23 protein-coding genes are annotated in these 21,269 nt (G+C 72.7%); 5 read left to right on the top strand and 18 right to left on the bottom strand.

What is annotated here, in order from left to right; translation table 11 throughout:
- Nucleotides 1–58: 58 nt before the first annotated feature.
- The 15 genes from DEI94_RS07455 to DEI94_RS07385 form a co-directional block, all read right to left on the bottom strand.
- Nucleotides 59–1,858: a flagellar hook-length control protein FliK gene (locus DEI94_RS07455; RefSeq protein ID WP_111026044.1), complete on the bottom strand. Its 1,800-nt coding sequence runs from the start codon at nucleotides 1,856–1,858 to the stop codon at nucleotides 59–61.
- Nucleotides 1,855–2,757, bottom strand: coding sequence for a C40 family peptidase (locus DEI94_RS07450; protein WP_111026043.1), 903 nt, complete (start codon nucleotides 2,755–2,757; stop codon nucleotides 1,855–1,857). The genes DEI94_RS07455 and DEI94_RS07450 overlap by 4 nt, the downstream gene beginning before the upstream one ends.
- Complete coding sequence (locus DEI94_RS07445) at nucleotides 2,754–3,224, bottom strand: flagellar FliJ family protein (protein ID WP_111008835.1); 471 nt, start codon at nucleotides 3,222–3,224, stop codon at nucleotides 2,754–2,756. Before DEI94_RS07445 ends, DEI94_RS07450 begins: the two co-directional genes overlap by 4 nt.
- Complete coding sequence (locus DEI94_RS07440) at nucleotides 3,224–4,561, bottom strand: FliI/YscN family ATPase (RefSeq protein ID WP_502869673.1); 1,338 nt, start codon at nucleotides 4,559–4,561, stop codon at nucleotides 3,224–3,226. The genes DEI94_RS07445 and DEI94_RS07440 overlap by 1 nt, the downstream gene beginning before the upstream one ends.
- On the bottom strand, nucleotides 4,558–5,220 hold the full coding sequence (locus DEI94_RS07435) for a FliH/SctL family protein (RefSeq protein ID WP_181441733.1): 663 nt from the start codon (nucleotides 5,218–5,220) through the stop codon (nucleotides 4,558–4,560). Before DEI94_RS07435 ends, DEI94_RS07440 begins: the two co-directional genes overlap by 4 nt.
- Nucleotides 5,213–6,268 (bottom strand): flagellar motor switch protein FliG, encoded by a 1,056-nt coding sequence (gene fliG, locus DEI94_RS07430; RefSeq protein ID WP_258368435.1) that lies wholly within the window; start codon nucleotides 6,266–6,268, stop codon nucleotides 5,213–5,215. Before fliG ends, DEI94_RS07435 begins: the two co-directional genes overlap by 8 nt.
- Nucleotides 6,265–7,959: a flagellar basal-body MS-ring/collar protein FliF gene (gene fliF, locus DEI94_RS07425; RefSeq protein WP_111008832.1), complete on the bottom strand. Its 1,695-nt coding sequence runs from the start codon at nucleotides 7,957–7,959 to the stop codon at nucleotides 6,265–6,267. The genes fliG and fliF overlap by 4 nt, the downstream gene beginning before the upstream one ends.
- On the bottom strand, nucleotides 7,959–8,288 hold the full coding sequence (gene fliE / locus DEI94_RS07420) for a flagellar hook-basal body complex protein FliE (protein WP_111008831.1): 330 nt from the start codon (nucleotides 8,286–8,288) through the stop codon (nucleotides 7,959–7,961). The genes fliF and fliE overlap by 1 nt, the downstream gene beginning before the upstream one ends.
- The gene (locus DEI94_RS07415; RefSeq protein WP_111008830.1) at nucleotides 8,288–8,683 is read right to left on the bottom strand and encodes a flagellar basal body rod protein FlgC; all 396 of its coding nucleotides are present in this window, start codon (nucleotides 8,681–8,683) and stop codon (nucleotides 8,288–8,290) included. The genes fliE and DEI94_RS07415 overlap by 1 nt, the downstream gene beginning before the upstream one ends.
- The gene (locus DEI94_RS07410; protein WP_111008963.1) at nucleotides 8,680–9,024 is read right to left on the bottom strand and encodes a flagellar basal body rod protein FlgB; all 345 of its coding nucleotides are present in this window, start codon (nucleotides 9,022–9,024) and stop codon (nucleotides 8,680–8,682) included. Before DEI94_RS07410 ends, DEI94_RS07415 begins: the two co-directional genes overlap by 4 nt.
- A gap of 146 nt (nucleotides 9,025–9,170) precedes the next feature.
- Nucleotides 9,171–9,464, bottom strand: a complete 294-nt coding sequence (locus DEI94_RS07405) for a hypothetical protein (protein WP_111008829.1) — start codon at nucleotides 9,462–9,464, stop codon at nucleotides 9,171–9,173.
- A gap of 46 nt (nucleotides 9,465–9,510) precedes the next feature.
- Entirely contained in the window at nucleotides 9,511–9,990 is a 480-nt protein-coding gene (fliS, locus tag DEI94_RS07400) for a flagellar export chaperone FliS (protein WP_111008828.1), read from the bottom strand.
- 4 nt (nucleotides 9,991–9,994) lie between these two features.
- A complete protein-coding gene (fliD, locus tag DEI94_RS07395) occupies nucleotides 9,995–11,434 on the bottom strand; it encodes a flagellar filament capping protein FliD (protein ID WP_258368434.1) in 1,440 nt (479 codons plus the stop codon).
- Nucleotides 11,435–11,522: 88 nt separating this feature from the next.
- Nucleotides 11,523–12,719, bottom strand: a complete 1,197-nt coding sequence (locus tag DEI94_RS07390) for a flagellin N-terminal helical domain-containing protein (RefSeq protein ID WP_111008827.1) — start codon at nucleotides 12,717–12,719, stop codon at nucleotides 11,523–11,525.
- A gap of 136 nt (nucleotides 12,720–12,855) precedes the next feature.
- Nucleotides 12,856–13,677, bottom strand: coding sequence for a sigma-70 family RNA polymerase sigma factor (locus DEI94_RS07385; RefSeq protein ID WP_111008826.1), 822 nt, complete (start codon nucleotides 13,675–13,677; stop codon nucleotides 12,856–12,858).
- Nucleotides 13,678–13,980: 303 nt separating this feature from the next.
- On the opposite strand from DEI94_RS07385, the gene DEI94_RS07380 reads away from it, so the two are divergent.
- From DEI94_RS07380 to DEI94_RS07360, 5 genes are all read left to right on the top strand, one after another.
- Nucleotides 13,981–14,469, top strand: coding sequence for a flagellar protein FlgN (locus tag DEI94_RS07380; protein ID WP_111008825.1), 489 nt, complete (start codon nucleotides 13,981–13,983; stop codon nucleotides 14,467–14,469).
- A gap of 2 nt (nucleotides 14,470–14,471) precedes the next feature.
- Nucleotides 14,472–15,902 carry a flagellar hook-associated protein FlgK gene (gene flgK, locus DEI94_RS07375; protein WP_111026041.1) on the top strand — a complete coding sequence of 477 codons (1,431 nt, stop codon included), beginning with the start codon at nucleotides 14,472–14,474 and terminating at the stop codon, nucleotides 15,900–15,902.
- Nucleotides 15,903–15,907: 5 nt separating this feature from the next.
- Entirely contained in the window at nucleotides 15,908–16,801 is an 894-nt protein-coding gene (gene flgL / locus DEI94_RS07370) for a flagellar hook-associated protein FlgL (RefSeq protein ID WP_111026040.1), read from the top strand.
- Nucleotides 16,798–17,190 (top strand): flagellar assembly protein FliW, encoded by a 393-nt coding sequence (locus DEI94_RS07365; protein ID WP_111026039.1) that lies wholly within the window; start codon nucleotides 16,798–16,800, stop codon nucleotides 17,188–17,190. The genes flgL and DEI94_RS07365 overlap by 4 nt, the downstream gene beginning before the upstream one ends.
- Nucleotides 17,191–17,803: 613 nt before the next feature.
- Nucleotides 17,804–18,748 (top strand): hypothetical protein, encoded by a 945-nt coding sequence (locus DEI94_RS07360; protein ID WP_181441732.1) that lies wholly within the window; start codon nucleotides 17,804–17,806, stop codon nucleotides 18,746–18,748.
- 40 nt (nucleotides 18,749–18,788) lie between these two features.
- Here DEI94_RS07360 and DEI94_RS07355 read toward each other — a convergent pair whose 3' ends face one another.
- The 3 genes from DEI94_RS07355 to DEI94_RS07345 all read right to left on the bottom strand — a co-directional run bounded on the left by DEI94_RS07355 (nucleotide 18,789) and on the right by DEI94_RS07345 (nucleotide 21,196).
- Nucleotides 18,789–19,691 carry a beta-ketoacyl-ACP synthase 3 gene (locus DEI94_RS07355; RefSeq protein ID WP_502869675.1) on the bottom strand — a complete coding sequence of 301 codons (903 nt, stop codon included), beginning with the start codon at nucleotides 19,689–19,691 and terminating at the stop codon, nucleotides 18,789–18,791.
- A gap of 153 nt (nucleotides 19,692–19,844) precedes the next feature.
- Nucleotides 19,845–20,237 (bottom strand): ChaB family protein, encoded by a 393-nt coding sequence (locus DEI94_RS07350; RefSeq protein WP_111008820.1) that lies wholly within the window; start codon nucleotides 20,235–20,237, stop codon nucleotides 19,845–19,847.
- 107 nt (nucleotides 20,238–20,344) lie between these two features.
- Entirely contained in the window at nucleotides 20,345–21,196 is an 852-nt protein-coding gene (locus tag DEI94_RS07345; protein WP_111008819.1) for an SDR family oxidoreductase, read from the bottom strand.
- Nucleotides 21,197–21,269 lie beyond the last annotated feature (73 nt).

Below are 21,269 nucleotides of genomic sequence, written 5' to 3'. Positions count from 1 at the left end.
GCGGTCCTTCGTTCGTTCTGGGTGACTATCGGTCGTCGTTCGGGTCTCGTCAGCGCCGTCAGGCGAGGACGTCGAGCCCGGTGGTCGGGGTGGCCGTCCGTCCGGCGGCCGCAGCGGCGTCAGCGGACGCCGCCGTGGCGCCGGTGGGCCCGACCGGACCGCCCGACCCGGGCGTCGGGGCGGTCGAGGGTCGCCGGTCGCCGCCGCCCGTGTCCGACGGCTGGTTCTGCCCCGAGAGGTCGAGTGTCGTCGCCACCCCGGTCTGCCCGAGGTCACGTCGGAGCTCGGGCATGATCGACCGCACCGCGTCCCGGCCCGCGTCCGACGCGGCGAACAGCTCGACGCGCATCCCGTCGGCGGACACGTGCGCGCGGACGGTCACCGATCCGAGCGTCTCCGGGCTCACCGTGACGGTCACGACGTGCTCGCCGTGTGGTGCTGCCGCGAGCGTGAACAGCGGTCGCGCGAGCTGCTGCGCCAACGGCGCGGGGGTCGGCGACGGCGCTGCGGCGGTCGCCGACACCGCGGGACCGGCCGGTCCGGCTCCCGGGGCCACCGCGGGTACGGCGAACGGGAGGGACGGGGCCGCGTCCGGCGCACGCTGGTCGACGGCCGCGGGTCCGGTCGTCGTGCGCGCCGGACCGGCCGGAGCCGGTCCCGCGGTGCGGGTCGGGAGGGACGGTGCGGCGTCCGCGGAGGCCATGCGGACCGCCGGTCGCTCGGTCGCCGTCGACGGCGGAGCGGTGATCGCCCCGCTGGCCGCCGCCGCGCTCGGCAGGGGTCCGCTCGTCGCGGTGCCGCTCGTCGCGGTACCGCTCGTCGCGGTGCCGGTCGTGGCGGGTCCGGTGACGCTCGCTCCGGTGCTCGAGGCGTCGGTGGCGCGCCCGGCGATGCCGACCCCGTCGGTGGTGGCTTCGGAGGTCCTGGTCTCGACGGAGCCGGACCGGGAGGCGCCGGTGCCGGTGCCGGTGCCGGTGGCACTCCGGCCGAGCCGGCTGCGGCCGACGGTGTCGAGTCCGACCGGCGACGTCGACGTGACGGAGGCACCACCCGGGGCCGTGGTGCCTCCGGCGAGCGTGCCGGGGACGCCTGCGGTCGCGCTCGGGTCGGACGTCGCGTCGGCCGAGGTGTTCCCGGGAACGCCGTCGGGCACCGGGGCGGCGGCGAGCCCGGGCAGTCCCCCCATCGGGGTGAGCGTCGCCGGCACGGCGGGTGTCGGGCCGGAGGCACCGGACCCGAGCGCCGCGCGGCGGCCGGTGGTCGTGTCCGCGCCGAGACCGACGCCCGTCGGCGCGGCGCCCCCGGCGACGGTGGTGGCAGTGGCGGTCGTGGCACCGGGGTCGTCGAGCGCAGCACCCGCGCCCGTCGGGACAGCGCCGACCGAGCCGGACGTGGTTCCGGTGTCGGCCACGGCCGAGGGCGCACCGGCGGCCGTCGAGGACGCCCCGGTGACGGCAGCAGCCAGGCTCGCGAGCGCCGCGGCACCGGCGACGTCCACGAGCCCGTCCCCGACGTCAGCGCCGGACTGGTCGCCCGCGTCCGCCCCGTTCGCGGGCGTCGATGCCGGCCGGGCTCGTTCCGCATGGCGGTCGGCGCCGTCGTGGCGACCCCGTGGTCGTGCGGCGCGGTCCTCGTGGCGGCTCCCGGGCCTCCCGGTCGACGGAGCGGGCCGGTGATCGGGTCGGACGCCGGCCTCCTGGTCCAGCCGGTCGTCGGACCGGCCGTCCCGATCGCTGTCGGTGGCGACGGAGGCCAGGGTCGCGTCGAAGTCCCCGGAGCCGGTGGGCGACGTCGGACGTCCCGTACCGGACCGTGGCGACGGGGGCGGCGGTGCCGCGGGCGTGGCGAGCACGGTCATGCGATGCTCCCGCCGCCGAGCAGCGACATGAGCGCCGCTGTCTGGAGGTCGGCCGACGAGGTCCCCGCGGTGCCGCCGAGCGACGAGAGCGACGACAGGCCCCCGAGCGAGGACAGCGAGGACAGGCCGCCGAGTGAGGACAGCCCGCCGAGCGACGCCAGCGCGTCGAGCGATGACGCGCTCGAGCCCGCTCCCGTCGCGGACGACAGCGACGCCAGGAGGGACCGGGCGGACGCGACCGCGGACGCGCCGGAGGCGGCCGGGGCCGGGGGCGAGGACGTGGCGGTCGACGGCACGATGCGCCGGATCGTCGCGATGTCGCTGTCCTTCAGCCAGTTGTCGACGATGCGGACGTCCTTGCCGGGGTGCGGCGCGTGGAGCACCTTCCCGTTGCCGACGTAGATGACGACGTGGCCCTCGCCCTTCGGGATGATGAGGTCCCCGGGCTGCGCCTGGGCCAGCGAGGGCACGGCGACGCCCATCTTCGCCTGGTCCGGCACGACGCGGGGCATGTGGACGCCGAGGTCCTTGAACACCGTCTGGACGAGTCCCGAGCAGTCCATACCGGACCGGGTGGTGCCACCGAACACGTACGGCACGCCGAGGTATTTCTCCGCGTCCGCCACGACCTCGGTTCCCGTGGCCCCGGACCCCGTCGCCAGCGTGCCGGCCTCGGCATCCGTCGACGTCGGCGCGGCAGCGTCGGTGGTGGCCGGAGCAGCGGTGGCACTGGCGCCGGTCGCCGTCGTCGGGTCGCTCGCGGCGCTCAGGGCGTCCGCGAACGCGGTCGAGGCATCGGTGGAACTCGTGGCGGTCGCGCTCGCGTCGACACCGCCGCGCAGGGTGGCGATCTGGGACTGGATCTCCTGGATCCGGGCGAACACCGCGTCGACGGTCATCGGGCACCTCCGGTGGGGTCGGTCGGGGCCGCGGGACGCTCGGTCTCCGGCGGCGTGGGTCGTGCCGTGCGGGCGGCGATCTCGTCGAGGACGAGCTGTTCGGCGCGCAGGTCCTCCTCGGCGACGCGCTCGGCGTGCCGTTGCTCGAGCTTCTCGAGTCCGATCGCGGCACGGCGTGCGTCGTGGTGGGCACTGCGGGCCCGGTCGGCGGCGGCACGGCGGGTGGCCTCGACCCCCGCGAGCTCCTCGAGCATCCCGCGGGTCGCGGCGCGGGCGGCGGCGACCGCGCTGAGCACCGCGGCGTCGGTGACCTCGGCCTGCGGGTCGTCGAGCGTGCGGCGGGCGGCCATCCGTGCGTCGGCGGCGTCGCGGAGCCGCTCGTTGGCGGCAGCCAGCTCGGCGGCGGCCTGGTCCTGTTGCGCGTGCCGGAGGCGGAGCAGTCCGGCGAGGGCGAAGCGGCGGGGCATCAGACGCCCCCGAACCGCGCGACGAGGGCTGCGAGCCGGCGCCAGGAGTCCTCGGCCTCGGCGCGCTCGTCCATGCCCTGCCGGAGGAACGCGTCGATCGCGCCCTGGTGGTCCACCGCGGCGTCGACGAGGGGGTTGCTCCCCCGCTGGTAGGCCCCGACGTCGAGCAGGTCCTGGGCGGCCTTCCGCGCGGCCATGACCGATCGGAGCGTGGTGGCGAGGGCGCGGCGGTCCGCGGGCGTCACCTTGCCGGCGACGCGGGACACCGACCCGAGTGGGTCGACGGACGGGAAGTGTCCCGTGACCGCCAGGCGCCGGTCGAGCACGACGTGCCCGTCGAGGATGCTCCGCGCCGCGTCGGCGATCGGCTCGTTGTGGTCGTCGCCGTCGACGAGCACCGTGTACAGGCCGGTGACGCTGCCGACGCGGTCCGTTCCGGCGCGCTCGAGCAGGCCTGCGAGGAGCGAGAAGGTCGACGGCGGGTACCCGCGGGTCGCGGGCGGCTCGCCCACGGACAGGCCGATCTCGCGCTGGGCCATCGCGACGCGGGTGAGCGAGTCCATCATGAGGACGACGTCCTGTCCGGCGTCGCGGAACGACTCGGCGATGCGGGTCGCCAGGAACGCCGCCCGGAGCCGCATGAGCGCCGGCTCGTCGGAGGTGGCGACGACGACGACCGAACGCGCGAGCCCGGCTGGCCCGAGGTCGTCCTCGAGGAACTCCCGGACCTCGCGACCGCGTTCACCGACGAGGGCGATGACGCTCACGGCCGCGTCGCTCCCCCGCGCGATCATCGACAGCAGGGACGACTTGCCGACACCCGAGCCGGCGAACAGCCCCAGGCGCTGCCCTCGGCCGACGGTGGTGAGGGTGTCGAGCACGCGGACGCCGAGCTGGAGCGGGGTCGCGATCCGTGCGCGGTGCATGGCTGAGGGCGTGTCGTGGTCGAGGGGCACCAGGTCGTCGGCGTCGAGCGGCCCGGCACCGTCGATCGGCCGCCCGAGCCCGTCGAGCACACGCCCGAACAGACCGGTACCGGTGGGCACGAGCACGGGACGCCCGGTCGGCCGTGCCGGGGTGCCCGCGGTCACCCCGGTGAGTCGGCCGAGCGGCATGCAGCGGATGCCGCTCGCGTCGGTGGCCACGACCTCGACGGCGACCGGTGGTTCGCCGTCCCGGCCGACGGCGACGACCTCGCCGATCGCGCAGTCGAGCCCCGCGATCGTGAGTCCGAGTCCGACGGCGCTCGTGACGACGCCGACCCGCTGCGGACGGGCCGCCGCGACGGCGCGGTCGAGGGCCGCCGGACGGATCCGCAGCGGCGTTCCCACGGTCACGAGGCGGTCCCGTCGTCCGACGCGAGGTCGAGCGCGGCACGCACGCGGGCGAACGCCGTGGTGATGCGCGCGTCGAGGATCCCGGAGGGCAGGTCGACCACGGCGTCGCCGTCGCGCAACGCCGGGTCCGCGACGATGGGGACCGGCAGAGCGGCCCCTGCGACGGCGGCGGCGTCCGCCGGGCTGAGGCGCACCGCCAGCGCGACGTCGGTGTCGAGGGACGCGAGCACGCGTCGGACGGTCGCGAGCGCGCCGGACGGGTGCTGCGCCTCCCGGCCGTCGGTGGGCATCGCCCGGGAGGCCCGGATCTCGTGTCCGACGACGGCTTCGGCGAGCTCCACGGCGGTGGTGACCACGGTCTCCTCGGCCTCGTGCAGCACCGGGACCACGCGTGCCACGAGCGCGCGCGTCGCGGTCTCGAGCGCGGCCACGGCGGCGGCCGTCCGCGCCTCGAGCGCTGCGGTGCGGGCCACGTGCTCGGCCTCGAGCTCAGCCCGCCGCACCGACGCCTCGGCCTCGGCGGCGCGCAGGCCCGCCGCGTAGCCCGCGGCGTGACCGCGCACGTCGGCCTGCGCCTTCCGACGCTCCTCGGCCGGGGCCGCGATCGAGGGATAGGCGATCCGGGTGAACGTGGCAGCGCTCGTGTCGACGTCACTCAACGAAGTCGTCCTCCTCGGCGCGGTGCACCGTGATGACGCCCTGGGCCTCGAGCTCGCGGATGGAACGGACCACCTCGGCACGTGCTTCCTCGACCTGCGACATGCGGACCGGCCCCATCGACTGCACCTCGTCGTCGAGCAGGTCACGGTTGCGCTCGGACACGTTCGCGCGGATGGTCTCGACGACCGCCTGCTGCGCGCCCTTCATCGCCGTCGCGAGCACCTTCGAGTCGATGCCGCGGAGCACCTGCTGGATGTCCCGCGCCTCGAGCTTGACGATGTCGGCGAACGTGAGCATGCGCGACCGGATGTCCTCGGCGAGCTCCGGGTCGCGCGACTCGAGGCTGTCGAGCAGGGCCCGCTCGGTCGACACGTCCGACCGGTTGATGATCTCGACGAGGGGCGCGATGCCGCCGACGACCTCGACGCTCTCGCGGGGAGCGACGACGGCGCCGGCGCGACCGCGGAGCGTCGCGGCCACGATCCCGACGGCCTCCGGGGTCGCCGTGCCCATGGTCGCGAACGCCTGCGCGACGTCGGTCCGCGCGGCCTCGTCGATGCCGGCGAGCACCGCGGACGCCTGCCCGGCGCTGAGGTGCGCGAGCACGAGCGCGATCGTCTGCGGCAGCTCGCCGTCGAGCAGCGTGACGACCTGCCCGGGCTCGGCCTCGTCGAGGAACTCGAACGACGCCCCGGCCATCGTCGACGCCAGGCGTTCCATGACACCCGCGGCCCGCTCGGAGCCGAACGACGCCTCGAGCAGTCCGAGCGCGGCGTCCTTGCCCCCGCGGCGGGTGACCCGGCCGGTCGTGCTGATGCGGTGGAACTCGGCGATCGCGCGGTCCGCCACCGTCTGGTCGACGCGGCGCATCCGGACGATCTCGGCCGTGATCTCCTCGGCTTCGAGCTCCGAGAACTGCTTCATGACCTTCGCGGCGCTGGCCGTGTCCATCTGCATGAGGATGACCGCGACCTTCTGCGCGCCGGTGAGCTGTTGCGTCCCGGCCGTCGGGGCCCCGCTGCTCGGGGTCGTCAGCGGCGTGCTCACACCGAGGTCCTGTCGTCGAGCAGCCCGCGGAGCAGGTCGGCGGTCTTCTCCGGATCACGCTCGGCGAGGGCGGCGATGTCCGCCCGCCGGCGCTCCGCCGTGACGTCCTCGCTCGAGAGCACCTCGGTCGGGGCGTCTCCGGTGGGCGCCTCACCGAGCGTCGGCAGCGCGATGGTCGGTGCGTCCGCCGCGGCGAGCGACGCACGCGGGTCCGCACCGTCGAGCGCGATCGGCAGCTCGTACGCGTCGGAGAACGCGTCGAGCTCGCCGAGGTCGACGTCCTCGCGTTCGGCGCGCCGACCCCGGCGGGCCATCATGACGAGCACGGCGACGATCGCGAGCACGACACCGCCCACGATGGCCGCGGTGCGGATGGTGGACCACATCGCGGTCGCGGCGGCCTGGGCGTCGGCGGCCTTGAGCGCGGCGGCGGCCTGCTTGGCCGCGTCGTTGTTGAAGTCGACGACCGCGACCTTCACCTGGTCGCCGCGGGTCTGGTCGACACCGGCGGCGTTGGCCACGAGGTCGTCGATGCTCTGCAGGTTGACGCCCTTGGCGGCCTTGCTGTTGAGCGCGACCGAGATCGTCTGCCGGTTGAGCGCACCGGCCGGGATCGTGGTGGTCTCGGTCGTCTTGTCGACGGCGTTGTCCTTGGTCGACGACTCGTTCGTGTAACCGTTGCCCGAGCCGCTGGACCCACTCGATCCACTCGTGCCGCTCGTCGAACTGCCGCTCGGCACGGCGATGTTGTCCGGGCCGAGGACACCGGTCGCTCCGGATCCGCCGGCGCCGGAGCCGTCGTAGCTCTCGGTCGAGCTGGACTCGTTGAGCGCGACGGGGCCGCTCGTGGGCTGGGCGAACGACTCGGTGGTGCGCGTCCCGGAGTTCGGGTCCATGGTCGCCGCGACGACGACCGAGGAGTTGCCGGCGCCGACCACCTTGTCGAGCAGTGCCTGGACCTGCTGGCCGACGCGGGTGTCGTAGTCGCTCGCCTGGTCGTCGGACCCGCCGGTGGTGCCGGTGCCGACGGCCGAGAGCACGTCGCCCTTCGCGTCGACGACCGAGACGTCGGTCGGCTGCATGCCCTCGACCGCGGCGCTCGTCAGGTGGACGATCGCCTGGACCTGCTCGGTGCTCAGCGTCTGGCCGGCCTTCGGCTCGACGAACACCGACGCGGTCGGGTCCTTGGTCTCCGAGACGAACACGCTCTTCTCGGGGATCGCGAGCTGCACGGACGCCGTCTGCACGCCGTCCATGGCGCTGATCGTCTTGGCGAGCTCGCCCTCGATCGCGCGCTTGTAGGTGACGTTCTGCTGGAACTCCGACGCCGTGACGCCCATCTTGTCGAGCAGTGCGTACCCACCCTCGTTCGACGACGGCAGTCCGTTCGAGGCCGCCTTGAGGCGTTCCTGGTACACGTCGCCCTGGGGCACGAGGATGGTCGCCCCGCCGTCGGTGAGCTGGTACGGCACGTTGTCCGTCGTCAGCTGGTCGGTGATCGAGCTCGCGTCGGTGGCGGCGAGGCCGGTGAACAGCGGCGCGTACGAGGGCTTCGAGAGCCAGCTCGTCAGGGCGATCGCGCCGAGCACGACGGCCGCGATCCCGATGACCGCGATGGTGCGCTGCGCGACACTGAACCCCTTGAGGGTCGCGCCGAGCCGCGCGAACGCGTTGCGGAGTGCGAGCGGCATCAGGCCTGCATCCTCATGATCTCGTTGAAGGCGTCGACGCCCTTGTTCCGCACGGCGGAGACGAGTTCGAGCGTCACCTGCGCGCGGGTGGCGGCGATGGTCGCGTCGTGGATGTCGTCGAGGTTCCCGGTCACGGCCTTGACGGCGAGCGTGTTCGATTGGCTCTCGAGCGACTGGAGGCCGTCCACCGCGTTGCCGAGACTCGTGGCGAACGACCCGTCGGCGCCGGTCGTGGGCTCGGCGGTGGTGGCGGGCGTGGTGGCCTGCGAGGTGCCGAACACGCCGGAGAGCGCGTTCGTGGTGACCCCGTTGACGGCGTCGATGGGCATCAGTTCTTCCCGATCTGGAGTGCCGCCTCGTAGGCGGTCTTGGCACGGTCGACCACGGCGGCGTTCGCCTGGTAGCCGCGCTGGGCCATGATGAGGTCCGCCATCTGCGTCCCGAGGTCGATGTCCGGCATCCGGACGTACCCCTCCTTGTTCGCGAGCGGGTTGTCCGGGTCGTAGGTCACGCGGCCGGCGGCACTGCCGAACGCCGCGCCCTCCACGTAGGCGCCGGAGACGCCGTCGCCCTCCTGGACCTCGACGTACCGGGCCTGGAACGCCGAGTCGTCCATGGACTTGACCGTGTTGACGTTCGCGATGTTGTCCGAGATCGCGTCGAGCCACTTCCGGTGCACCGTGAGGCCGGTGCTCGCGATGCCGATCGCGTCGAACGTGGTCACGAGTCGGTCCGCATCGCCGCGCGGACCGCCGTGAGCTCCGCGTTCATCGCCTGTGACGCGAACTGGTACCGCAGGGTCGTGTCGACGTTCGACAGCGTCTCCTCGTCGAGGTCGACGTTGTTGCCGTTCGTGTTCGTCGGCTCGAGGCTCCGCGCGATGGTCGGCGTCGTGCTGCCGTTCCCGTCCGCGACGGACTGGGCGAGCGCGTCCTCGAACTGCACCTTCTCGGCGTGGTAGTTCGGCGTGTTGATGTTCGCGACGTTGTTCGCGATCACCTTCTGCCGGAGCGAGAGACCGTCGAGCGCGCTCTGCAGCGCCGAGGTCGACACGGAGTCGAGCATGACCAGCCGTTCCACGAGGACGGCGACCACGAGGGGTCGCCGGTGGCGGAGGCCGATCCGTGGCCGAGGACGAGCGATCCGTGCTCGAGAGGGGCTATCGGCGCACCGCCCGGGCCACGTAAGCGGTCGCCCCGAACGGGGGTCGGTCAGCCCGTGACGTCGAGGTACCGAGCCGGTTCCGGCGCCCGCGACGACGCGACGGACCGCAGCGCGCCCAGATGCGCGGCGACGTCCCTCCTGGCCGCGTCGACGCGCGCGACGGCGTCCCGCTGCGCTGCGAGCAGCCGGGAGGCCCGACCCACGAGCTCGCGCGGGATCCGTCCCAGTCCGGTCGGCGGGGTCCACGCCGGGACCGCGACGCCGACGGCGTCGGCGCGGGCGACCGCGACCTCGAGGTCGGTGAGGACGCGGTGCCACGCCGAGTGCGCGTCCACGGTCACTGCGTCGCCGCGATCCTGACCGGACTGCTCGCCGGGCGTCGACCACTCAGGCGACACCGAGTGCTCCCCCGGTCCCGGTCGCCGTCGCCGACGCGGGCAACGCCGCGGCGGCGTCGTGCCACGCGGCACGGAGCGGCTCGAGCAGACGGATGCACTGCCGTGTCGCGTCGACGTCGTGGTGCACGTTCGCGGTGATCAGCGCGGTCGACGCGTAGTTGTAGATGGCGAGCAGCCCCTCCCCGCCGTCCCACACGTCGATGCGGAGCGACGTGGACAGCTCCCCCACGATCGCCTGCGCGTGCATGAGCTGCTCCCGAGCGGTCGACCAGTCGGCGGTGGTCTGCGCCTGCTCGGCGCGGTGCAGGTCGAGGAGCAGCCGGTCGTAGAGCATCGTGACGAGCTGGGCCGGGGTCGCGGACAGCACCGACTGGGTCGCGTACTGCGCGCGGCGACGGTCGTCAGCGGCGGTGCCCTCGGCGGCGGCGCGACGGAACGCGGCGGCGGAGGCGAGGTCGAAGGCGTTCATCGGGTCACTTGCTCGACGACGAGTACGAGGGCAGCGACGAGATCTGGCTCGTGAGCCAGGTCGACTGCGACTTCAGGGTGGACAGGTTCGTCTCGAGGTTCGTGTACTCCTCCTGCAGCGTCGCACGGCGGTCCGCGAGCCGCGTGTCCCAGTCGCTGATCTGCTGGTTGAGGTCCGTGACCACGGACTGCTGCCCCGTGATCGCGGTCGTGATCGAACCGCTGTACTTGTCGGACGCACCGTTCGCGACGTTCGCGACGTTCTGCGCCAGGCCCGAGAGGATCTTCTGCGTGCCGGCGGGGTCCGTCGCGAGCGCGGCCTGGAACGCGTCGGAGTCGAAGGTGAAGTCGCCGTCCTTCGTGATCTCGATGCCGATCGAGGACGGGGACTGCCCGTTCACCGGTGTCGACATCGCGCTCGTGATCTGCTGCACGGCGTCCCGCGTCGTCGCGTCGCCGAGGAGCACGCCCGCGGTCGTGGACTGCGAGCCGTCGGTGGCGCTCGTCGACGTCGACACGCTCGTGTTCGAGGAGTAGTAGCTCGTGATCGCGTTGAGCGCGTCGACCAGGCCGGACGCGACGGCGGTGGCCTTCGTCGTGTCCTGGGCGACGGTGACCGTGACCGGCGCCGCGGACACCGCCGACACGTTCACGGTGAGTCCGGGCACGAGGTCGGTGAACGTGTTCGTCGAGCTCGTGATCGTCTGCGCGGCCGCGGTGCCCGCCCACAGCGTGACCGAGGCGTCGGACGCCTGCTGCACGACGGCGGCACCGGACTCGGTGAGGACGTTCGTCGCGGTCCCCGCGTCGACGTCGCTGCCCGAGCCGCGGTAGAGGGTGAACGCGCCCGCCGACCCCGAGGCCGTCGCGGTGAGCTGGAGCCGGTACTGCTTCGTGCCGTCGGCCGTCGTGCCCGCGGCGACCTTCGTCGCGGTGACGCCGGCGCCTGCCTTGTTGATCGCGCTGACGACGTCGTCGAGCGAGCCGGAGGCGGGGCTGATCTCGGTCTTCGCACCGCTCGCGGAGACGAGTGTGAGCGTCGGCGCGCTGCTCGACCACGTCGTCATCGCGGCGGTGACACCGACCTGCGCTGCGGCGGTGCTCCCGACCGTGAAGCTGACGCTCCCGGCGGCCGCGGTGCTCGACACGCTCGCGGTGACCGCGGAGGACGAGCTCGACGCGGTGAGGAGGTTGAGGGAGGTGCTCGTGGCGGCGGCCGTGGCCTTCGTCGCCATCGTCGCGAACAGGCCGTTGATCGTCTGCAGCGACGAGATGAACGCGCTCGTCGACGTGACCTTGTCCTGGAGCAGCGACTGCGGCAGCTGCTCGATCGACATGAGCGAGTTGATGATGCTCGTGGTGTCGAGGCCACTGGCGAGGCCGTCGATGCCGAGCGTGCCCGATGCCGACGTCGAGGTGGTCGTCAAGGCGGAGGTGGTGGACACCGTGGGGCTCCTTCCGGTCGTTCGACGGCAGCGACGCCGCCGCACGGATCACCCGAACGGATCCGTACGGCGGCGGCCGCCAGGGGTGTTACTTGAGCAGCGAGAGGACGCCCTGCGTGCTCTGGTTCGCCTGCGCGAGCATCGCCGTGCCGGCCTGGCTCAGGATGTTGTCGCGCGTGTAGTTGACCATCTCCTCCGCCATGTCGACGTCGGTGATCCGCGACTGCGCCGCGGTGAGGTTCTCCTTCGCCACGTTCGTCACGTTGATGGCGTGATCGAAGCGGTTCTGGACGGCACCGAGGTTCGAGCGGGCGGTCGACACGGCCGTGATCTGCGCGTCGATGGCACGGATCGCCGCCTGGGCGTGGTCCGCGGTGTCGAACTGCAGGCCCGTCGTGGACGAACCGGCGGCGCCCGTCAGGGTGCCGGTGGTGTCCGCCGTCCCGAGCGGGCTGACGGTGTCGACCGCACTGCCGTCGTTCGCGCGGACGTTGAAGCCGGTGGTCGCGCCGTTCACGTCCTTCACCGCGGTGGCGGTGAAGTTCTTCGAGAACGTGGCGTCACCGTTCAGCGAGGACACGAGATCGTCGACCGACGTGAACGTGCCGTCGGCGTTCGAGCCCGTGAGGGTGCCCGTCGTGACCTTGAGGTCCGACGAGGTGCCCTTGCCAGCCTCGAACGAGAGCGACTTGCCCTGGAAGGCGGTGTTGATGTTCGTGCCGCTCTTGATCGTGAACGCGGTGCCGTCGGACTGCGTCGCGCCGAGCGCGTCGACGACCTTGTTCACGTTGGCGCCGGACAGGTCGACCGAGATCTGGCTGTTGGCGTCACCGTTCGCGCCGACCTGGAACTTCAGCGTGCTGTTGCTGTTGAGCAGCGACGTGCCGTTGAAGTTCGTGGACGAGGCGATGCGGCTGAGCTCCGACTGGAGCGACGAGACCTCGGTCGTGATCGCGGTGCGCGAGTCGGCGTTGTTCGAGTCGTTGCCGGCCTGCACGGCGAGGTCACGCATGCGCTGGAGGATCGAGTGGACCTCGGTGAGGCCACCTTCAGCGGTCTGCACGACGGAGATGCCGTCCTGGGCGTTGCGGGCCGCGACCGTGAGGCCACCGACCTGCGACTTCAGGCCCTCGGAGATCGACAGACCGGCGGCGTCGTCGGCGGCCTTGTTGATCCGCAGACCGCTCGAGAGCTTCTCGAGCGAGTTCGACAGGTCGTTCTGGGTCGCGTTGAGGTTCCGGTACGTGTCGAGTGCCGAGAGGTTGGTGTTGATGGACATACCCATGGTGATTTCCTCCGTGAAATGTGGGTGTGGTGCGCCGGCCCGTCCATGGGCTGGCATCGAGGACTCTCGGCCGTGCGGCCGGAGCCGTTAGGAGACGGTGCGGACCGATTTCCGCGGTGCCGTGCTCCCGACGTTCTCAGCTCGCCGCGGCGGCAGTTCCGGCGAGGGGCTCGATCACGGCGCGGGCCATGCCGACCGCCGCGTTCGAGGCGACCCGTGCGAGGTAGGCGCTGCGTCGCGCGGCCGTCGTGCGGGAGCGCGGCTCGACGACGACGTCGTCGCTGTCGCCGTAGTGGGCGGTCAGGCCGTCGTGGAGCAGGCGCATCGCCTCGGACCGCTGCTGCGACACCGCCGAGTGGGTGATCCCGAGCTCCTCGGCGACCTCGGTGACGGTGCGGTCCCCGAAGTACACGGCCTCGACGATGAACCGCATGCGCTCCGGCAGAGCGGCGACGGCGGCGCGGAGGTAGCGGGTGCGCTCGGTGGCGAGGAGGTCGTCACCGGGCAACGGGACCTCGGCCGCGAGCGAGTCGTGCACGGTCTCGTCGATCGTGGTGACCGTCCGGCCCGCGTCGGCGAGGGCGTCCGCCGCGGACTGGCGGTCGACCCCCATGGCGTCCGCGAGCTCCTGGACCGACACCGCGCGTCCGAGCTGCGCCGTCAGGGTGTCCTGCACGGCGAGGGTCTCCTTGATGCGCTTGCGCGTCCCACGGCTGGCCCAGTCGCCGGCGCGCATGTCGTCGGCGAACGCCCCGGTGATGCGCGTGCGGGCGTACGCACCGAACGGCACCCCGAGCGAGGGGTCGTACGCGTCTGCGGCGGTGACGAGCGCCAGGGCACCGACGGAGGCCATGTCGTCGCGCGACAGGTGGGTCGCACGGGCGCAGACCTCGGCGACGAGGTACCCCACCAGCGGGAGGTTCTCCACCACGAGTGCGTTCCGTGCCGTGCGGTCCATCCGGTGTCTCCCCCTCGATGATCGGTGCGGTCGCCCGCGGTGCAGTCATGAACCTATCGACGAGCTGAGGGGGACAGGAGACCTCCACCGGCCCCAGTCCGGGGGTTTCCTGGGCGCCCTGGGTCGGCATTTCGGGGGACAAGGCGGTTCCCGTCCCCCCGAAGTGGAGGCGCGGTGCCACTGGTGCCCCTCCGGGGGTTCGGCTAGCGCGCCCAGGCCGCTCCCACCGTCGCTCCTAACGGCGGTGGACGTGCGGACCGATAGTGCTCGTCGACGCAGCGAGCCGATCACCGGGAGGAGACCTTGGGCATGAACGAACTGTCCGCCGTGCTGTGGCGGGAACGCGAGCTCCTCGAGCTCCTCACCTTCAAGCTCGAGGAGGAGCAGCTGCTCCTGACCGCCGGACGCTCGCGGTGGGTCGACCACGCGAGCCGTGAGGTCGAACAGGTCCTCGAGCGGCTGCGCGCCGTCGGCCTCGAGCGCAGCGTCGAGAGCGCCGCCGTCGCCGAGCAGCTCGGCGCGCCGACCGACGCACCCCTCCGCGAGATCGTGTCGGCCGCCGCGCCGGAGGGGCCGTGGGGCGAGATCCTCGCTGCGCACCTCCGCGCGATGATCGAGCTGACCGCGCAGGTCGCCGCGCTGCGGGACGAGAACGAGCGGTTCCTCCGAGCGGCGGCGCGCGCCACGCAGGAGACCCTGGCCGGTGCGGTCGGCGAGGTCGCGACGTACGACGGCCGCGGGTCCGCCGACGCCGGCGCCGCCGGAGCGCACTTCTTCGACGGGAGCCTGTAGTCATGGTCAGCACCTTCGGATCCCTCGCAACCGCCTACTCCGGGCTCTCCGCCGCCCGTGCCGGACTCGACGTCGTGGGTCAGAACATCGCGAACGCGGGGACGACCGGGTACACCCGGCAGCGGATCACGCAGACGTCCATCCCGCCGGTCGCCGCGACCGGGCTCCTCACCGGTACGGTCGCGACCGCCGGCCAGGGCGTCTCCGTCGACGGCATCGCCCGACTCGCGACCATGACGCTCGACACCCAGGTCCGTGCCTCCGCGTCCGCCTCCGGGTACGCGTCGGCTCGCTCGTCCGCACTGTCCGACCTCGAGACGTCGTTGAACGAACCCGGGGCGAACGGACTGTCCAGCCAGCTGGACACGATGTGGTCGGCCTGGTCGGACCTCCAGAACAACCCCGGGGACACCGCGTCCGGCGGCGTCGTGCTCAGCTCGGCCACGCAGGTGGCGAGCACGCTGCGGACCGGATCCCGGGCGATCGACGCACAGTGGGCCTCCGCGCGGTCCGACGTCGGCGACGCGGTCGGGCAGCTCAACACCGCGGCGACCCAGGTCGCGGCGCTCAACGACCGCATCCGCACCACCGCCGCGGGGGGCGGCTCGACGAACGAGTTGATGGACCAACGCGACGTGCTCACCGAACAGATGGCGTCCCTGTCCGGCGCCACGGTGCGGGACAACGGCGACGGCACGGTCGACGTGGTCATCGGCGGGAACGCGATCGTCGACGGCACGTCCGCCCACGCCGTGGCCGTCACCGGCTCCGACACGCTGCGCGGCGCCGCCGCCTCCCCGGTGACCCTGTCGTGGGTCGGCGGGTCCGGCTCGCCCGTCACACTCGACGGCGGCAGCATCGCCGGCACGCTCAGCGTCCTCGCGCCCGCGAACGCCGACGGCACCGGGGGCGCCCTCGCCGAGGCCTCCGCGGGGTACGACCGTGTCGCGACCGCGCTCGCCACGCAGGTGAACGCCGTGCACGAGACCGGGTACACCCCCGCGGGTGCCACCGGCACGGACTTCTTCGCGATCGCGGCCGGTGTCCCGGCCGCGCAGGGCCTCACCGTCGTCCCGACCGACGCCGCCGGCATCGCCGTCCGGACCGCGGACGGCTCGTACAGCGGCAGCATCGCGGACACCATCGGCCAGATCGGCTCCGCCGCGGACGCCCCCGACCGGACCTGGTCGGACGTCGTCACCGGCATCGGCACGACGTCGAGGACGGCCGCGACCCAGACCACCCTCACCGGACTCGCCGCGACGAGCGCCAAGACGCAGCAGCAGTCCGGGGCCGGCGTCGACCTCGACGAGGAGAACGTGAACCTGCTCACCTACCAGCACGCCTACCAGGGGGCCGCGCGCGTGCTCACCGCGGTCGACCAGATGCTCGACACCCTCATCAACCACGTCGGCGTCGTCGGGATCAGCTGATCGTCATGCTCACTCGTGTCACGACCCAGATGTCCATGGCGGCGGCGCAACAGCGTCTCCAGACCGGTGCCGCGCGGCTCGCGCAGCTGCAGGACCAGGCGTCGAGCCTGAAGAACATCACCGTCCCGTCGGACGACCCCAGCGGTACCGGCAAGTCGATCACCGTGCGGAGCGCCCAGGCCCAGAACGCGCAGTACTCCCGCAACGCCGACGACGGCGCCGGGTGGCTGGCCACGACCGACTCCGCGCTCGCGAGCGTGTACTCGGTCATGAACAAGGTCCGTGACCTCACCGTGCAGGGATCCAACAGCGGCACCATGAACGACACCGACCGGAACGCGATCGTCACCGAGCTCCAGGGACTCAAGCAGGACCTGCTCCAGGACGCCAACACGCAGTACGGCGGTCGGGCCGTCTTCGCCGGCAACACGGACGCGTCCGCCGCGTACGGCAGCGACTTCACCTACAACGGGTCGACCGACGGCACCGACGTCGGCGTGCAGCGCCGGATCGCGTCGGGGACGACCGTGCGCGTCGACACCGACGGCAGCGCCGTCTTCGGGACCGGGAGTGACTCGGTGTTCAGCCTCATCGACGACATCAGCAGCGACCTGCAGTCCGGTGCCGACGTCAGCGCGCGGATCAGTCAGGTCGACAGCCGCATCGCCGCCGTCCGTGGCGTCCAGGGCGACGTCGGCACCCGACACTCCTCGGTCATCGCCGCGCAGTCGACGCTCGCGTCCCAGTCCACCGACCTCGAGGGACAGCGCTCCCAGATCGAGGACAAGGACGTCGCCAAGGCGATCCTCGACCTGCAGCTCCAGCAGACCAACTACCAGGCAGCCCTCGCCGTCACCGCGAAGACGCTGCAGCCGACCCTGATGGACTACCTCTCATGAACATCCCGCTGACGTTCACCGTCCCACCGTTCGGTCTCGAACCCCTGACGTCGTTCACCCTGCAGGAGGTCACCGGTGCCGAGGGGCTCTTCGCCCTCGCCGGGCACGGCACCACCGCTGCCGGCACCGAGGACCCACGCCTGTTCGTCCTCGACGCCGCCGTGCACCTGCCCGACTACGCGCCCGTCATCACCGAGGAGCAGACCGCGCTCCTCGACCTCCGCGACGCGGGCGAGGCGATGCTCCTCGTCGTCGCGAATCCCGCCGAGAGCGGCACGACGGTGAACCTGCTCGCGCCGGTCATCGTCAACGCCCGCACCGGCATCGGCGCGCAGCTCATCCTCGAGGGGCAGGACCACCCCCTCCGAGCGGTGCTCGCGCGCCGCTGACGCCGCCCCGCCGCTCCCGCTGGTTTCCCGACAGGTCAGCGGTCGTCCGACACGCACGACGTCGCCGAAGACGCGTGATCTGGTTCCCGCGCATACGACGACATCGCCGATGACGGACGACGGCGGGACCGTCACCAGGTGACGCACCACTCGCTTCCGACGGTGACGACACTCCTCCCCAGGTGATCCACCAGGAGGCCCGTCCCCAGTCCAGTGCTCCCGGTGCGTGGGCGCGCCCCTGCTCCACGAGCATCACTGCATGCCGTCGACTCGTCACGCCCGCTCTGGTCGCGCCGCCGACAGCCGCCGGTGCCGCCACCGACCGGGAGGCCCACCTCGTCCCCGCCCGACCGGCAACCGCCGGGCGCGCACGGTCGGTGCGGGCCCCGTTCACGGATCCCCGGAGCGCACGACCGGCGTCCACGCCGCCAGCACGCGTCCACGACGCCGACGCCGCCCGCGGGCCGAGCTGCCGACGCTCCCCCGCGCGGGCTTACCCCTACGCCCCATCGCCGCCCCGACGCGCAGTCTGAAGCGGAAGGAGCGCGCAGGCAGGGCGGGCGGAACGCACCGGCCCCGGCACCCGCGAAACCGCCGAGCGTAGGGTGCACGAATGGCCAAACGAGGCACCCCGGGCGATCGAAACGCCATCGTCCCCCTTCCCGTCACGGTCCCGACCGACAACACCTCGGTCGAGGCGCAGACCGACGTACCCGGCCCGAGCGGCCTGGCGTCCACTCGCTGGTCGGCGACGCTCGACCGCGTGCTCAGCGTGCAACGCCCGGTGGTGGTCGCACACGTCGACCGGATCCGTCGGCGCCGCCCGGACGCCACACCGGCCGAGGTCATCGCGATCCTCGAGCGCCAGTACCTCACCGCCGTGTCGACGGGCGGCGCCGCGGTCGGAGCGAGCGCGGTGATCCCCGGGGTCGGGTTCGCGACGAGCCTCGGCCTCACGGGCGCGGAGACGGCGGCGTTCCTCGAGGCGAGCGCCCTGTTCGCCCAGTCGGTCACCGAGGTGCACGGCATCGCGGTGACCGACCCCGAACGAGCGCGGACCCTCGTGATGGCGATGATCCTCGGCGCGCCCGGTACCTCGCTCGTCAAGCAGCTCGCGGCCCAGGCCGGGGGTGGCCCGACGCGGACGGCGTTCTGGGGCGAACTCGTCACGTCGAGCCTGCCCCGCTCGGTCGTCAGCGGCATCGGCGGGCGGCTCCGTGACTCGTTCGTCAAGCGCTTCCTGGCGCGGCAGGGGGCGAGCGTGCTCGGCCGCGCGGTGCCGTTCGGGATCGGCGCTGTCATCGGCGGCGTCGGGAACCACGCGCTCGGCCGCAAGGTGATCGACGGCTCGCGGACGGCGTTCGGCCCGCCGCCGGCACACTTCCCGCTCCCGGTGTCGCCGCGCCCCGAGCGGGCTCGACGCGGGCGCGACGTCGCCCCGGGCGTCGAGGCCGGGACCGCGCGGCGCCGGCAGCGCGCCCTGCCCTGGCGTCGTCCGGCCGACACGGACGACCTCTGGGCCGACCCGGACACGGGCACGGACACGCCCGCGTCGTAGCGAGCGGGCCGGGCGCGTCACGGCCGCACCGACGGTGGACTCAGCCCCGCCGGACCGGCGTCCGGACGACCTGTCCGGCGTGCGCGAAGCCCCCGCCGAACCCGAACAGCAGCGCGGGCACGCCCTCGGGCAGTTCCCCGGCCGCCCACGCCTTCGACAACCCGAGCGGCACGCTCGCGGCCGAGGTGTTCCCGGACTCCTGCACGTCGGTGATCACGAACTTCGTGTCGCCCCCGAGCGCCTTGGCGAGCGGCTCGATGATCCGGAGGTTCGCCTGGTGGAACGCGAGCACCTGGATCTCCTCCATCGTCATCCCGGCCTTCTCGACGACGCGCCGCGCGTGCCCCTCCGCCTCGGTGATCGCCCAGCGGTAGATCGAGCGGCCTTCCTGCGAGAACCGTTGCGGGTCCCCGTCGACGAGCACGGCCTCGAGCAGGTGCGGGACGCTCCCCCAGGACACCGGGCCGATCTCCGCGGTGTCGCTGCGTTGGACGACGGCGGCTCCGGCTGCGTCGCCGATGAGGACGCACGTCGACCGGTCGGTCCAGTCGACGAGGCCGGAGATCTTCTCGGACGCGATCACGAGCGAGGTCGTGGCGCTGCCGAGCCGGATGGACTGGTCGGCGAGGGCGAGCGCGTACTCGAAGCCGGAGCAGGCGGTGTTGATGTCGATGGGCGCCGGGCCGGCAGTGAGCCCGAGCGCGACGGCGACGCGTCCGGCGGTGTACGGCGCGCGGTCGGTGGCGGAGGTCGACGCGACGAACACCTGGTCGATCTCGGCGGGGTCGATGCCCGCGTCGGCGATGGCGGCACGGCCGGCCTCGATCGCCATGCTCGTGACGGTGTCGGCCTCGGACGCGATGTGCCGCGTGCGGATCCCGGTTCGGGTCCGGATCCACTCGTCGTTCGTGTCGACGATCGCCGCGAGGTCGTCGTTCGTCATGATCCGGGCGGGCTGGTGGTGCCCGAGGCCGATGATGCGGCTGCCGGGCGTGTTCGCGTCGTTCACCGGATCGACGCTAGTCGACGCGCGCCCGGCGACCGTGCAGTGCGCACGACAACGAACCCGACCCCGTCTTGGGGCCCTCGTGCACGTTCACGAGCGGGCGTCGCGCGTCGCCTTCGCGTTGGCCTTCTTGATCGCGTCGACGAGTTCGTCCTTGGTCATCGACGATCGCCCGCTGACGTCGAGCCGCTTCGCCACGTCCATGAGGTGCTGCTTGGACGCGTTCGCGTCGACGCCCTGCTGGGTCTCACCGTCGTCACGACTCCCGGCCGCACCGGAGTCGGACGGACCGTTCTCCGCCTTGCGCTCCCAGTGGTCGCCGATCTTCTCGTACTCGTGCTTGACGGCGGCGAACGCGGTCCGGTGGGCGCGCTCCCCGGGGCCGTAGGTCTCGTTCGCCGAGTCGAGCGTCTTCGCGTAGATCTCCTGCGCGTGCTCATCCGAGCGCTGCAGGGTGCTCGGGATCTCGTCCTTCGCGGGCATGGTCACTCCTCTCGCTGGTCCAGTCGTACCCCACACGGCCGGGTGTCGGACGGGAGGCGCGGCACCGGTTTCGATGTCGCGCCTCCCGTCCGTCCCGTGGTCGCGGATCAGAGGATCGGCGTGCCGCCGGTGACGGCGATGCGGGCACCGGACACGTAGCTGCCGTCGTCACTGGCGAGGAGCACGTACACCGGGGCGAGTTCCGCGGGCTGGCCGGCGCGACCGAGCGGCGCCTGCGACCCGAACGACTCGACCTGCTCCTCGGGCATCGTCGACGGGATGAGCGGCGTCCAGATCGGCCCGGGCGCGACGCTGTTCACGCGGATGCCGCGCGACCCGACGAGCTGCGCGAGCGCAGCCGAGAAGTTCGCGATGCCGGCCTTCGTCACGTCGTAGGGCAGGAGCGTCGGCACGGGGTTGTCCGAGTTGACCGAGCTCGTGCCGATGATCGACGCGCCCGCCTCCATGTGCGGCAGGGCGGCCTTCGCGAGGTGGAAGTAGGCGCTGAGGTTCGTGGCGATGGTGTGGTCCCACTCCTCGTCGGGGATCTCCTCGAGCGTCTCGTGCGTCATCTGGAACGCGGCGTTGTTGACGAGTACGTCGAGCCCGCCGAACTCCTCGACCGCCGTCGCGATCACGGAGCGGCAGTACGCCGGGTCGGACAGGTCACCGGGGAACAGGACGGCCTTCCGGCCGGCGTCCTCGATCCAGTGCTTCGTGTCCTGGGCGTCCTCCTCCTCGTCCGGGAGGTAGCTGATGAGCACGTCGGCACCCTCGCGGGCGAACGCGATGGCCACGGCCTTGCCGATGCCGCTGTCGCCGCCCGTGATGACGGCACGCTTGCCGGTCATCTTGCCTGAGCCCTTGTACGACTGCTCGCCGTGGTCCGCCTTGGGGCCGAGCTCGGCTTCACTGCCGGGGGTGTCCTGCTGCTGCGGGGGCTGCTGCTGGTCGCTCATGTGGTCCTCTCCTGTCGTTGCTCCGTCGGCGTCCGTTGGTGATGCGTGGCGGACGCACGGCACCCAGGCTGGT

The sequence above is a fragment of the Curtobacterium sp. MCBD17_040 genome (assembly GCF_003234805.2).
In the GTDB taxonomy this organism is placed as follows: Bacteria; Actinomycetota; Actinomycetes; order Actinomycetales; family Microbacteriaceae; genus Curtobacterium.
Note: the sequence above shows the minus strand (reverse complement) of the source record. Positions and strands in the feature narration are given on the sequence as shown.